Below are 13,579 nucleotides of genomic sequence, written 5' to 3'. Positions count from 1 at the left end.
CGGCAAGCTTACCGCATCGCCAGCTACGGTGTATCCGGGGCTGCGCTGCAGCCCCAGCGGTCTATCACGCCACCGCCAGCTCCACCGCCCCACCCTTCATCCGCACCGGCCACACCCGCAGCCGTTGCCCGGCATCCTCCAGGCACGCCCCGCTCTGCAGGCTGAAGTGCTGCTTGTACAACGGCGCCGCCACCACCAGCTCCCCCTGCAAGCTACCCACCAGCCCACGCCCGATAATGTTGGCCCCCGACCGCGGATCGCGGTTGTCCACCGCATACAGGCTCTGCTCCAGCCCCGGCAGGTAGAACAACGCCACCTGTGCACCGTCGAGCCACACCACCACGCCGGAGTCGGCCACCAGGTCATCGGCCTGGCACACCGTCTGCCAGTTCTCTTGGGTTTTCACAGCAGCATTGGACAGGTTCATCAGACAGCCTCCTCGACGTTTGGGATCAGGTGCAGCGGTGCAGCCGGCCGGCGTTGTTCGCGTTCGCGCACAAAGTGCACGTCCGGGTCGGCGCGCTTGTCGTTGACGAAGGTGCGGAAGCGCTTGAGCTTCTCGGGGTCGCTGAGGGCGTTGGCCCATTCGCATTCATACTGGTCGACCACATGCTGCATTTGCGCCTCCAGCTCGGCCGCCAGGCCCAGGCTGTCGTCGAGGATCACCTGCTTGAGATAGTCCAGACCGCCTTCCAGGCTTTCGCGCCAGACCGAGGTGCGCTGCAGCTTGTCAGCCGTGCGGATGTAGAACATCAGCACACGGTCGATCAGACGCACCAGGGTTTCGTCGTCCAGGTCAGTGGCGAACAGTTCGGCGTGGCGCGGCCGCATCCCGCCGTTACCGCAGATGTACAGGTTCCAGCCCTTGTCGGTGGCGATCACGCCGATGTCCTTGCTCTGCGCCTCGGCGCACTCACGAGTGCAGCCGGATACGGCAAACTTGAGCTTGTGCGGGCTGCGCAGGCCCTTGTAGCGGTCCTCCAGGCGCAGGGCCATGCCGACACTGTCCTGCACGCCGTAGCGGCACCAGGTGCTGCCCACGCACGACTTCACCGTGCGCGTCGACTTGCCATAGGCGTGGCCGGTCTCGAAGCCGGCTGCGATCAGCTCGCCCCAGATCAGCGGCAGCTCGTGCAACTGGGCGCCGAACAGGTCGATGCGCTGGCCGCCGGTGATCTTGGTGTAGAGGTCGTACTTTTTCGCCACCTGACCGATCACGATCAGCTTGTCAGGGGTGATCTCGCCACCCGGGATACGCGGCACCACTGAGTAGGTGCCGTTCTTCTGCATGTTGGCCATGAAGGTATCGTTGGTGTCCTGCAGCGGCACCAGCGCCGAGTCCATGATCGGCTGGTTCCAGCACGAGGCGAGGATCGAGCCCACCGCCGGCTTGCAGATGTCGCAGCCGACATGGCCCTTGCCGTGGCGTTCGAGCAATTCGTTGAAGGTGCGAATGCCCTCGACCCGCACCAGCCCGTAGAGCTCCTGACGGGTGTAGGCGAAGTGTTCGCAAAGGCTCTTGTCGACCGTCACGCCGCGGGCGGTGAGCTCGTGCTCGAACACCTGCTTGAGCAGCGCCGCGCAACCGCCACAGCCGCTGCCGGCCTTGGTGCAGCCCTTGACCGCAGCCAGGTCGCCGCAGCCACTGTCGATGGCCGCGCACACCGCGCCCTTGCTGACGTTGTGGCACGAGCAGATGGTCGCGCTGTCGGGCAGCGCGTCGGCGCCGAGCGCAGGCGCACCGCCACTCTGCGGCAGGATCAACGCTGCCGGGTCGGCCGGCAGGGCAATGCCGTTCTGCGCGTACTGCAGCAGGGTGTCGTAGTAACTGTTGTCGCCCACCAGCACCGCGCCGAGCACGTGCTTGCCGCTGGCATCCACCACCAGCCGGCGATAGGCGCTGTTGGCCTCGTCGATGAAGCGGTAGCTGCGCGAACCCGGCGTGGCGCCGTGGGCATCGCCGATGGAGCCGACATCCACGCCCAGCAGCTTGAGTTTGGTCGACATGTCGGCACCGGTGAAGGCGCTGGCGGCTTCGCCCGTCAACAACGCAGCCAGGTTGCGCGCCATGCTATAGCCCGGAGCGACCAGGCCAAACACGCTGCCATTCCACGAGGCGCATTCACCGATGGCGAAGATGCGCGGGTCGCTGCTGCGGCAGTGGTTGTCGATCACCACGCCACCGCGTGCGGCGATCTCCAGGCCGCTGGCACGGCCGAGGGCATCCTGTGGGCGGATACCGGCAGAGAACACGATCAGGTCGGTTTCCAGGTGTTCGCCGCCGTCGAAATTCATGCGGTAGCGGTAGGCCTCACCCGCGCAGATCGACTGGGTGGCACGCGACAGGTGCACGCCCACGCCCAACGCTTCGATCTGCGCCTTGAGCGCGGCGCCGCCTTCACCGTCCAGCTGCACCGGCATCAGCCGCGGGGCGAATTCCACCACGTGCGCCTCAAGGCCGAGGGACTTCAATGCGTTGGCGGCTTCCAGGCCGAGCAGGCCGCCACCGACTACCACGCCGCGGCGCGCCTGGCCGGCAGCAGCGCGAATGGCATCGAGGTCGTCGAGGGTACGGTAGACCAGGCGGGCGTTGCCGCTGGAGCCTTCGATCGGAGGCACGAACGGGTAGGACCCCGTGGCCAGGACCAACTGGTCATAGCCGTAGCGGCCCTCGGCAGTCACCACCTCGCAGCGTTCGCGGTCGATCTCCAGCACCGCTTCGCCCAGATGCAGGTACACGCCGCTGTTGCCGTAGTAGTCCTGCCCACACAGGGCCAGGGTCTCGGCACAGCTGCCGGCAAAATACTCCGACAGGTGAACGCGGTCGTAGGCCCGCTGGCGCTCTTCACCGAACACGTGCAGCTCGAAGCGCTCAAGGGCACCGCGTTCGACCAGTTGCTCCACGCAGTGGTGGCCGACCATGCCGTTGCCGACGATGACCAGTCGCTCTCGTTGCCCGCTCGCTGTTGCCTTCATAAGCCGATCCTCGATCAAAAAAAAAGCGCCTGGAGCCGAAGCTCCAGGCGCCTTTGCCTGTATTCATCACGGTGGGTGGCCCAGGTTGATCGCCGTTGATCAGTGGGCTTTGTTGTACTAGAGGTAAAGCAGAGACCGTGCCAATAGTGTTTTCCTGTGCCGGCCCTTTCGCGGGACAAGCCCGCCCTACAAATTACCTGTAGGAGCGGGCTTGTCCCGCGAAAGGGCCGGCACTGCCAACGCACATTTAAAGTGCAACACTCCCCATCCTGGAGCACATCAATACACATCACGCCGGTACCGCTTGGCCTTGCTCAACGCTTCGACATAGGCATCGGCATCCACGCCTCCGTGCACGGCTATGACCTCACGCAACGCCGCATCCACATCCTTGGCCATGCGCTGCGCATCACCACACACATAGAAGTACGCCCCCGCCTCCAACCACTGCCACAACTGCGCCCCCTGTTCGACCATGCGCTGCTGTACATAGATCTTCTCGGCCTGGTCCCGCGAGAACGCCGTGTCCAGGCGCAGATGCCCGCTCGCCTGCCAGGCCTGAAGCTGTTCCTGATAGTAGAAATCCGTGGCCGCATACTGTTCGCCGAAGAACAGCCAGTTACCCCCTTTGGCACCCTGTGCCTCACGTTCTTCGAGGAAGGCAAGGAACGGCGCGATACCGGTGCCGGGGCCGACCATGATCACTGCCACCGTGTCGTCCTCGGGCAGACGAAAGTGCTTCGATACCTGCGGGAAGATCGCCACCTTCAGTGATTTCGCCCGATCGGCGAGGAAGGTGGAGCACACGCCTTTGCGCTCGCCATAGCGCACCGTAGAGACGGTCAGGTGTACCTGGTCCGGATGAGCCAATGGACTTGAGCTGATCGAATACAGCCGCGGCTGCAGCGGCTTGAGCAGATCGAGCCAAGTGGCCAGCGGCAACTGCTGAGGGAACGCCCGCAGCACGTCGACCAACTGCCGGCCCCACAGCCAGTCCTGCAGTTCGGCCTTGCACTCGGGTTGCAGCAGGCGCTGCAGGTCGGCGGCATGCGTACTGAACACCTGCAGTTGCTGCGGGGTAACCTTGGCGATTTCCAGATGGCTTTCCAGGGCCTCGGCCAGTGGCATCGCCGGCTGCCCTTTCAATTCCACCGACGCCTGGCCATCGAGGTGCATCAGCGCCAGCAATTCCTCGACCAGCGTCGGGCAATTGCGCGGCCATACGCCCAAGGCATCACCGGCGGCATAGCTGAAGCCGCTGCCGGAAAGGTCGAACACCAGCTGGCGGGTTTCCTTGCGCGCACCCGGGCCATTGAGCAGTTGATTGGCAAGCAGTGGGGCCGACCACGGCTGCTGCTTGCTGTAACGAGCGACAGACGATGGCGCACTGACGGGTGCTGATGCCCCCGTGCTGCCAAGTACGGGCAGCAAGGCTTCGAGCCAACCGGTGAATGCCTCGTCAAAATCCGGTTCACAATCGACTCGCTGCAGCAAGCGGCGCCCGCCCAGTTCGGCCAGACGCTGGTCGAGCTTGCGGCCAAAGCCACAGAACTGGTCGTAACTGGAGTCACCCAGGGCCAGCACGGCGTATGGCAGCTCCGCGCAGCAGGCGCCTTGCTCACCCTGCAGCGCCTGCCAGAATGCCGTGGCGCTGTCAGGCGCGTCACCGTCACCGAAGGTGCTGGTGATCAGCACCACACTGGCGGCGCCTTGCAACTGGCTGGGGCTGACCGCCTCCATGCAGCTGACCTGTACCTCCAGACCCGCGCTGCGCAGGCGCTCGGCGCAACGCTCGGCAAGCGCCTCGCCATTGCCCGTCTGCGAAGCCCACAGCACCTGGTGGCGCGGCGCGGCGATGGCCGGGGTGGCGGCTGGTTGCGCAAACAAACCTGCCAGCAAACCATCGACGAACAGCCGCCGCGAAGCAGCCAATGGCGCGCTGGCTGGCAGGCTGGGCACGCCCTCGGCACGCACCTGGTCGAGGCCGAGCAGGAAGCCCTGCAGGTAATGACGCTCGTCATCCGCCAGCACCGGAGCTGGCAGGGTGTCCAGGCCAAGCAGGCGGGACAGGGACGCGGTCGGCATGCGGGCAAGCTCCGGGATGGCAGTGTTCAGTTCGAGGGCATCGATGCGCTCGCCAGCAACCCGTTCCAGCGCCACCGCGCAATGTTTGAACGTCGGCTGCAGCGACAGCGGGTCGACTGCAGCGCAGGTGACGGCATTGATCGCCAGCTGCTCGCCGATCAGGTCATTCCAATGGAACGGCGCAAAGCAGTTGCCGGGCATGACCCGATCGCTGATGCGCGCTGGCAATATGGCCTGACCGCGACGTGAGCGGATGGCAACCTGGTCCTTGTCGGCGATGCCCAGGCGGGCAGCATCATCAGGGTGGACTTCAACGAAGGGCCCAGGCTCCAGCTTGTTCAGCGCCGGAACCTTGCCGGTCTTGGTCAGGGTGTGCCACTGGTGCTGCACGCGGCCGGTGTTGAGCACCAGCGGGTAGTCGGCGTCTGGCAGTTCGGGGGCTGGCAGCCAGGGCCGAGCGAAGAAGCGCGCCTTGCCGCTGGTGGTGGGGAATGCCAGGGCAGGTGCATTGCCCTCGGCATCGTGCAACAGTGGCTGGCTGCTGCCGTCGTTCAGATAACGCAGTGGGCTGCGGTCATCTTCGCGACCCGGCGCGCAGGGCCATTGCCGTGGACCGTGGCGCAATTGTTCATAACCGACGCCACGCAGGTCGTAGCCGGTCGCCGGGTTCCAGAAACGCCGAATCTCGTCGTACACCGCCTCGGCGTTGGGGTAATCGAAGGCCTCGGTGAAGCCCATGGCGCAGGCGACCCGGGCAATGATCTGCCAGTCCGCCAGGCTCTGGCCCGGGGCCTGGACCGCAGGTGGCATCAGCGTCAGGTTGCGTTCGCTATTGATCATCACGCCCTCGCCTTCGGCCCACAGCGCGGCAGGCAGGAGGATGTCGGCGTAGCGGTTGGTCTCGGTGTCGAGGAAGGCGTCCTGGGTGATCACCAGATCGGCCTGGCGCAGGCCGTCGATCACTTGTTGGCGGTCGGCAACGCTGGCCACCGGGTTGCTGCAGATCACCCAGCAGGCTTTTACCTCGCCCGCCTTCATCTGCTCGAACAACGCGATCGTACCCTCGCCGCCCTCGCTGCGCAGGCTGCCCGGTTGCAGGCGCCATTGCTCCTCGACGAAGGCGCGGTCCGCCGCCACCAGCGCTGAACGCTGGCCCGGCAGGCCGGGGCCCATGTAGCCCATCTCGCGGCCGCCCATGGCATTGGGCTGGCCGGTCAGCGAAAACGGCCCGCTGCCGGGACGGCAGATAGCGCCGGTGGCCAGGTGCAGGTTGCACAGGGCGTTGCTGTGCCAGGTACCGTGGACGCTCTGGTTGAGGCCCATGGTCCAGCAGCTCATCCACTCCCCGGCAGTGCCGATCCATTCTGCTGCCTGGCGGATGTCGGCTTCACGCAGGCCGGTAATGGCGGCCACGCGCTCCGGGGTGTAATCGTCGAGAAAGGCCGCCAGCTCGTCCCAGCCTTCGGTGTGACGGGCGATGAACGCGGGGTCGGTGTGGCCGTTATGCTGCAGCAGGTGCAGCAGGCCGTTGAGCAAGGCCATGTCACTGCCGGGGCGCACCTGCAGGAACAGGTCGGCTTTGTCGGCCGTGGCAGTGCGCCGTGGGTCGACGACGATCAGCTTGGCGCCGACCTTGACCCGGTCGAGCAGGCGCAGGAACAGGATCGGGTGGCAGTCGGCCATGTTTGCGCCGATCACCAGAAACACCTCGGCGCGGTCGAAATCCTGGTAGCTGCCGGGCGGGCCGTCGGCGCCCAGTGACAGCTTGTAGCCACTGCCGGCACTGGCCATGCACAGCCGCGAGTTGGACTCGATATGCCGGGTGCGGATAAAGCCCTTGGCCAGTTTGTTGGCCAGGTACTGGGCTTCCAGCGACATCTGCCCGGACACATACAGCGCCACGGCGTCCGCGCCGTGCTGGTCGATGATGCCGCGCAAGCGCTGGCCGGCCTGGGCAATGGCCTGGTCCATGCTGCTGCGCGCCGGCTGCTGACTGCGTTGCTGGCGCACGTAAGCGTCCTCCATGCGCCCGGCGGCGGTCAGTGGCAGGTGGGCGGTGAGGCCTTTGGTGCACAGGCGGCCGAAGTTGCTCGGGTGCTGCTTGTCGCCGCTGATCTTGCTGACCTTACCGTCGGCAACGCTCATGACAATGCCGCAACCGACGCCACAGTAGGGGCAGACGCTGCGTACTTCGCGGGTGGTCATGGGCGATCTCCCCTTTCAGGAACGCAAAAAAGCGCCGGCTGCCCGGGCTTGCATGGCAAGCGGGGCAACACGGCGCCTTTGTCGTGAGTTGTTTGGGCTGTCGACGTTGATAGCCCTGGATGGTGGTCATTCAGCAATTAGTGGGCCAGCTGTGCCGGCCCTTTCGCGTGGCAAGCCCGCTCCTACAGGAATCGAGAGGCTCCGAGCGCACGGATATCCTGCAGGAGCGGGCTTGCCCCGCAAAGAGGCCGGCACAGGCATCGCACCATACGGTGGCAAGCGATTGACCCATGGCGCTATGCTGGGGCAATTTCCAGCAAGAGCTACAGCCCGCATTCCATGTCCAAGGTGATCCTCAAGACCCCCGCCCAACTCGAACTGATGCGCAACGCCGGCCGGCTGTTGGCCCAGGTGTTCGCCGAACTCGACAGCTTCATCCGCCCCGGCGTGACTACGATGCAGATCAACGACCGCGCCGAGGCCTTCATCGTCGATACCCTCAAGGCCCGCCCGGCCAGCAAGGGCCAGTACGGCTTCCCCTACTCGCTCAATACTTCGGTGGACCATGTAGTTTGCCACGGCATCCCCAAGGTCGATGAAGTGCTGAAGGAAGGCTCGATCATCAACGTCGACATTACCCTCGAACAGGGCGGCTACATTGCCGACTCGTCAAAGATGTACAGCATCGGAGCAATCAGCGAAGACGCCCGGCGATTGGTCGACACCACCTACGATGCGCTGTGGAAAGGCATCGAACAGGTACGCCCCGGGGCGACGCTGGGTGACATCGGCCATGCCATCCAGGCCCATGCCGAAACGGCCGGCTACAGCGTGGTACGCGAGTACTGCGGCCATGGCATCGGCCAGCAGATGCATGAAGGGCCCGAAGTGCTGCATTTCGGCCAGCGCGGCATGGGCATGAAGTTGCAGCCAGGGATGGTGTTCACCATCGAACCGATGATCAACCAGGGCGGGCGCGGGACGCGGACGCTGAAGGATGGCTGGACGGTGATTACCCGGGACCACTGCCTGTCGGCACAGTGGGAGCACACGTTAGCGGTGACCGAGGATGGGGTCGAGGTGCTGACGTTGCGCGAAGAAGAGCGCAGCCAGTAAGAGCAGAAACAAAAAAAGCGACCCTAAGGTCGCTTTCTTTGTGGCTTCCGGGTGTTCAGTGGGCCCTGGAAGCGGAATATGGCGCAGCGGACGGGACTCGAACCCGCGACCCCCGGCGTGACAGGCCGGTATTCTAACCGACTGAACTACCGCTGCGCTATTCAACGAGTGGTGGGTGATGACGGGATCGAACCGCCGACCCTCTGCTTGTAAGGCAGATGCTCTCCCGGCTGAGCTAATCACCCATTCGTCTCGGTGAGGCGCGCATTCTACGGACGAACCAGCAGCCTGGCAAGCCATTGATGCAACTTTTTCGCAAAAAATCTCAATCGCAAATTCCAGGCACAAAAAAAGCGACCCTAAGATCGCTTTCTTTGATACTTCCGGGTGTTCAGTGGGCCCTGGAAGTGGAATATGGCGCAGCGGACGGGACTCGAACCCGCGACCCCCGGCGTGACAGGCCGGTATTCTAACCGACTGAACTACCGCTGCGCTATACATCGAGTGGTGGGTGATGACGGGATCGAACCGCCGACCCTCTGCTTGTAAGGCAGATGCTCTCCCGGCTGAGCTAATCACCCTTCGTCTCGGTGTGGCGCGCATTCTACGGAGGGCCTGCCACCCTGGCAAGCACTTTTTTAATTTTTCTCAAAAAAAATTCCAAGCCTTTCAAAGACCTAGCGCAGCCTGGGCTTTTCTTCCCTTATAAACGGCTACTGGCCCTCTGACAGGGTTGGCCTGCGGGCACTGCTCGGAGAATAATGCCCGCCTTATGCATTAAGGAGAGATTGCCCCCCATGTGGTTCAAGAACCTGCTGTCCTACCGCCTGACCCAGGAAGTACCGTTCGAGCCTGAAGCGCTGGAAGCCGCGCTGGCCACCAAGCCAGCCCGCCCCTGCGCCAGCCAGGAGCTGACCACCTACGGTTTCATCGCGCCGTTCGGCAAGGGTGAAGACGCTCCCCTGGTGCACGTCAGTGGCGAGTTCCTGCTGGTTGCCGCGCGTAAGGAGGAACGCATCCTGCCGAGCAGCGTGGTCAACGATGCGGTGAAAGAAAAGGTCGAAGAGATCGAGACCGAGCAGATGCGCAAGGTCTATAAAAAGGAGCGCGACCAGATCAAGGACGAGATCATCCAGGCTTTCCTGCCGCGCGCGTTTATCCGCCGCTCGATGATCTTCGCCGCCATCGCCCCGCGCTTAGGGATGATCCTGGTCAACTCGGCCAGCGCCAAACGCGCCGAAGACCTGCTGTCGACCCTGCGCGAAGTGATGGGCTCGCTGCCAGTGCGCCCGGTCACCGTGAAGATCGCACCGACCGCGACCATGACCGACTGGGTCAAGTCGCAACAGGCTGCCGAAGGCTTCTACGTGCTGGACGAGTGTGAGCTGCGCGACACCGCAGAAGACGGCGGCATCGTGCGCTGCAAGCGCCAGGACCTGACCAGCGAGGAAATCCAGCTGCACCTGAGCACCGGCAAGGTGGTTACCCAGCTGGCCCTGGCCTGGCAGGACAAGCTGTCGTTCGTGCTTGACGACAAGATGGTGATCAAGCGCCTGAAGTTCGAGGAGCTGCTGCAGGAGCAGGCCGAGCAGGACGGTGGCGAGGAGGCTGCGCAGCAGTTCGATGCCAGCTTCCAGCTGATGATGATGACCTTTGCCGAGTTCCTGCCGGCACTGTTCGAAGTGCTCGGTGGCGAAGAGATTCCGCAAGGGGTCTGATCCGGTTTGAAATGCCGGTGCTGGCCTGATGTTCGGTTGTCGCCAGTTCCGGCCCTTTCGCGGGACAAGTGAAATTCATAAAGCTATAAATAGAAAAGGAATTGCCCCATGCGTGCCCTCGCCGCCCTCAGCCGCTTCGTCGGCAACACCTTCGCCCTGTGGGTGCTGGTGTTCGCCGTGCTGGCCTTCCTGATGCCCCAGTGGTTCATCGCCCTGAAGGTCGCCATCGTTCCACTGCTGGGTCTGGTGATGTTCGGCATGGGCCTGACCCTCAAGCTCGACGACTTCGCCGCCCTCGCCCGCCAGCCCTGGCGTGTGGCCCTGGGCGTGGTGGCGCACTTCATGATCATGCCGGGCATGGCCTGGCTGCTGTGCCAGCTGTTCCACCTGCCGGCGGAAATCGCCGTGGGCGTTATCCTGGTCGGCTGCTGCCCGAGCGGCACGGCGTCGAACGTGATGGTCTGGCTGTCCAAGGGCGACCTGGCGCTGGCGGTGGCGATCGCTGCGGTCACCACCCTGCTCGCCCCACTGCTGACCCCGGCGCTGATCTGGTTCCTGGCTTCGGCTTGGCTGCCGGTGTCCTTCATGGACATGTTCTGGTCGATCCTGCAACTGGTGATGCTGCCGATCGTCCTCGGCGTGCTGGCCCAGCGCTTGCTGGGCGCGCGGGCGCAGACGGCGGTGCAGGTGCTGCCGCTGGTGTCGGTAGTGAGCATCGTGATGATCGTCTGTGCGGTGGTGGCGGCCAGCCAGGCCAAGATCGCTGAATCGGGGTTGCTGATCATGGCGGTGGTGGTGCTGCACAACACCTTCGGCTATCTGCTGGGCTACCTCACCGGCCGGCTCTGCAACCTGCCGCTGGCCCAGCGCAAGTCGCTGGCGCTGGAGGTGGGGATGCAGAACTCGGGGCTCGGAGCGGCGCTGGCTGCGGCGCATTTTTCGCCGCTGGCAGCGGTGCCGAGCGCGCTTTTCAGCGTCTGGCACAATATCTCCGGGGCGCTGCTGTCGACCTGGTTCCGGCGAATGGAAGCCCCATCGGCCGCAGTTGAAGAGGTTGAGCCAGCCAGGCATTGATGTGTACCCTGATGGCCACTGTGAGGACGACCTCACGACGCACCGCGTGACCATCCTGGGGACGGCCCCATCATTCGCAACGATGGAGACGCATCATGTCCTGGATCATCCTGTTCTTCGCCGGCCTGTTCGAGGTCGGCTGGGCCGTCGGCCTGAAATACACCGACGGCTTCAGCAAACCCCTGCCTACCGTACTGACCGTCGCCGCCATGGCCATCAGCCTGGGCCTGCTGGGCCTGGCCATGAAGGAACTGCCGCTGGGCACCGCCTATGCCATCTGGACCGGCGTCGGCGCCGTCGGCACGGTGATCGCCGGGATAATCCTGTTCGGCGAATCGATGGCCCTGGTGCGGCTGGCCAGCGTGGCGCTGATCGTCACCGGCCTCATCGGCCTGAAAGTCAGCGCCAGCTGATTCCCATGCCTTAACGCAGGCCGCCGCGCAAGCGGCTGACCTGCTCACGCAAGGCGTCTGGCTGCGCCGCCTCCACCGGGATGGCGGCGCCGGCCACGATGGTCACCCGCGACCACAGGCGCTTGAAGAAGCCCTTGGCCGGGTCGCGGCTGAAGAAGCTCCCCCACAGGCCCTGCAGCGCCAGCGGAATCACCGGCACCGGGGTTTCGTCGAGGATACGGCTGACGCCCCCCTTGAACACATCGATCTCGCCGTCGCCGGTCAGCTTGCCCTCCGGGAAGATGCACACCAGTTCACCGTCCGCCAGGTATTCGGCGATACGTGCGAAGGCTCGCTCGTAGGTGGCCTGGTCCTCATTGCGCCCGGCAATCGGAATGGCGCCCGCCGTGCGGAACACGAAGTTGAGCACCGGCAGGTTGTAGATCTTGTAGTACATGACGAAGCGGATCGGCCGGCGGATCGCCCCGCCCAGCAGCAATGCATCGACGAAGGACACGTGGTTGCACACCAGCAGCGCCGCGCCTTCGTCAGGGATGCGTTCGAGGTCGCGGTGCTGCACGCGGTACATCGAATGGCTGAGCAGCCAGATCAGGAAGCGCATGGTGAACTCAGGCACGATCCTGAAGATGTAGGCATTGACCAGCACGTTCAGCAGTGACACCACCAGGAACAGCTGCGGAATACTCAGTTTGAGCACGCTCAGCAGGACGATGGTGAAGATTGCCGAGACCACCATGAACAGGGCATTGAGAATGTTGTTGGAGGCGATCACCCGGGCCCGCTGATCTTCGGCGGTGCGTGCCTGGATCAGGGCGTACAGCGGCACGATGTAGAAGCCGCCGAACACGCCGAGGCCGACGATCGACAGCAGGATCCACCAGGCCTGGTGCATGCCCAGCAGCGCCAGCCAGTCGTGCGGCTGGGCGCCGGCCGGTACATCCCCCGAGTGCCACCACCAGAGCAGGCCGAACAGGGTCAGGCCGAACGAGCCGAACGGTACCAGGCCTATTTCCACCTTGCGCCCGCTGAGGCGTTCGCACAGCAGCGAACCCAGGGCAATGCCCACCGAGAACAGGGTCAGCACCAGGGTCACGGCGGTCTCGTCGCCGTGCAGCCACTCCTGAGCATAAGTCGGGATCTGCGTCAGGTAGATGGCACCGACGAACCAGAACCACGAGTTGCCGACGATCGAGCGCGACACCGCAGGGGTCTGCCCCAGGCCCATGCGCAGGATCACCCACGACTGCTTGAAGATGTTCCAGTCCAGCGCCATCTGCGGCGAAGCGGCCGCGGCCCGTGGGATCCAGCGGCTGGCCAGGTAGCCCAGCACTGCGGTGCCGACCACGCCACCGGCCACCACCGTGGCGTAGCTGTCGTGGGCCATCATCACCCCGGCGCCAATGGTGCCGACCAGGATGGCGAGGAAGGTGCCCATCTCCACCAGGCCGTTACCACCGACCAGCTCTTCTTCACGCAGGGCCTGGGGCAGGATCGAGTACTTCACCGGGCCGAACAGCGCCGAGTGGGTGCCCATGCCGAACAGCGCCACCAGCATCAGTGTGAGGTGGTTGGTGACGAAGCCGATGGCGCCGACCGCCATGATGACGATTTCGGCCAGCTTGATCGCGCGGATCAGCGCGTCCTTGGCGAACTTCTCGCCGAACTGCCCGCCCAGCGCCGAGAACAGGAAGAACGGCAAGATGAACAGCAGCGCGCAGAGGTTGACCCAGATCGAACGGTCGCCGTCGCCCAGGCTGAGCTTGAACAGGATCGCCAGGATCAGAGACTGCTTGAACAGGTTGTCGTTGAAGGCACCCAGCAACTGGGTGACGAAGAACGGCAGGAAACGCCGCTTGCGAAGCAAGGTGAATTGCGAGGGGTGACTCATCGTCCTTGTTCCTGAGTGTCTTTTGTCATTGGAGGCACGCGGAGCGCTGCGAGCCACAAATCTGCATGGGAATGCTTGCGCATGGCAAGGAACACGAGGCAATT

8 protein-coding genes and 4 tRNA genes are annotated in these 13,579 nt (G+C 64.3%); 4 read left to right on the top strand and 8 right to left on the bottom strand.

Going from position 1 to position 13,579, the window contains the following annotated elements; translation table 11 throughout:
• Window positions 1-64 precede the first annotated feature (64 nt).
• From nirD to BGP85_RS20060, 3 genes are all read right to left on the bottom strand, one after another.
• Window positions 65-427, bottom strand: coding sequence for a nitrite reductase small subunit NirD (gene nirD, locus BGP85_RS20070; protein ID WP_103449545.1), 363 nt, complete (start codon window positions 425-427; stop codon window positions 65-67).
• Window positions 427-2,976: a nitrite reductase large subunit NirB gene (gene nirB, locus BGP85_RS20065; protein WP_103449544.1), complete on the bottom strand. Its 2,550-nt coding sequence runs from the start codon at window positions 2,974-2,976 to the stop codon at window positions 427-429. The genes nirD and nirB overlap by 1 nt, the downstream gene beginning before the upstream one ends.
• A gap of 279 nt (window positions 2,977-3,255) precedes the next feature.
• Window positions 3,256-7,266, bottom strand: a complete 4,011-nt coding sequence (locus BGP85_RS20060; RefSeq protein WP_103449543.1) for a bifunctional nitrate reductase/sulfite reductase flavoprotein subunit alpha — start codon at window positions 7,264-7,266, stop codon at window positions 3,256-3,258.
• A gap of 267 nt (window positions 7,267-7,533) precedes the next feature.
• On the opposite strand from BGP85_RS20060, the gene map reads away from it, so the two are divergent.
• Complete coding sequence (gene map, locus BGP85_RS20055) at window positions 7,534-8,382, top strand: type I methionyl aminopeptidase (protein ID WP_103449542.1); 849 nt, start codon at window positions 7,534-7,536, stop codon at window positions 8,380-8,382.
• Window positions 8,383-8,461: 79 nt separating this feature from the next.
• On the opposite strand, the gene BGP85_RS20050 is transcribed toward map, so the two are convergent.
• From BGP85_RS20050 to BGP85_RS20035, 4 genes are all read right to left on the bottom strand, one after another.
• Window positions 8,462-8,538, bottom strand: a tRNA-Asp gene (locus tag BGP85_RS20050).
• A gap of 13 nt (window positions 8,539-8,551) precedes the next feature.
• Window positions 8,552-8,627: transfer RNA gene (locus BGP85_RS20045), tRNA-Val, on the bottom strand.
• A 170-nt stretch (window positions 8,628-8,797) separates the two neighbouring features.
• Window positions 8,798-8,874 (bottom strand) — tRNA-Asp (locus tag BGP85_RS20040).
• A 13-nt stretch (window positions 8,875-8,887) separates the two neighbouring features.
• Window positions 8,888-8,963 (bottom strand) — tRNA-Val (locus tag BGP85_RS20035).
• Between the two features lie 216 nt (window positions 8,964-9,179).
• Between BGP85_RS20035 and rdgC the strand changes: the two genes are divergently transcribed.
• The 3 genes from rdgC (at window position 9,180) to sugE (ending at window position 11,587) form a co-directional block, all read left to right on the top strand.
• Entirely contained in the window at window positions 9,180-10,100 is a 921-nt protein-coding gene (rdgC, locus tag BGP85_RS20030) for a recombination-associated protein RdgC (RefSeq protein ID WP_103449541.1), read from the top strand.
• Between the two features lie 108 nt (window positions 10,101-10,208).
• Window positions 10,209-11,174, top strand: a complete 966-nt coding sequence (locus BGP85_RS20025; protein ID WP_103449540.1) for a bile acid:sodium symporter family protein — start codon at window positions 10,209-10,211, stop codon at window positions 11,172-11,174.
• A 95-nt stretch (window positions 11,175-11,269) separates the two neighbouring features.
• Complete coding sequence (sugE, locus tag BGP85_RS20020; RefSeq protein ID WP_103449539.1) at window positions 11,270-11,587, top strand: quaternary ammonium compound efflux SMR transporter SugE; 318 nt, start codon at window positions 11,270-11,272, stop codon at window positions 11,585-11,587.
• A gap of 10 nt (window positions 11,588-11,597) precedes the next feature.
• Here the strand turns inward: sugE and BGP85_RS20015 are convergent, their stop codons facing one another.
• On the bottom strand, window positions 11,598-13,475 hold the full coding sequence (locus BGP85_RS20015) for an MFS transporter (protein WP_103449538.1): 1,878 nt from the start codon (window positions 13,473-13,475) through the stop codon (window positions 11,598-11,600).
• Window positions 13,476-13,579 lie beyond the last annotated feature (104 nt).

This window comes from Pseudomonas putida, from assembly GCF_002906855.1.
GTDB classification, from domain to species: Bacteria; Pseudomonadota; Gammaproteobacteria; order Pseudomonadales; family Pseudomonadaceae; genus Aquipseudomonas; species Aquipseudomonas putida_N.
This window is presented reverse-complemented; position numbering and strand designations above follow the sequence as displayed.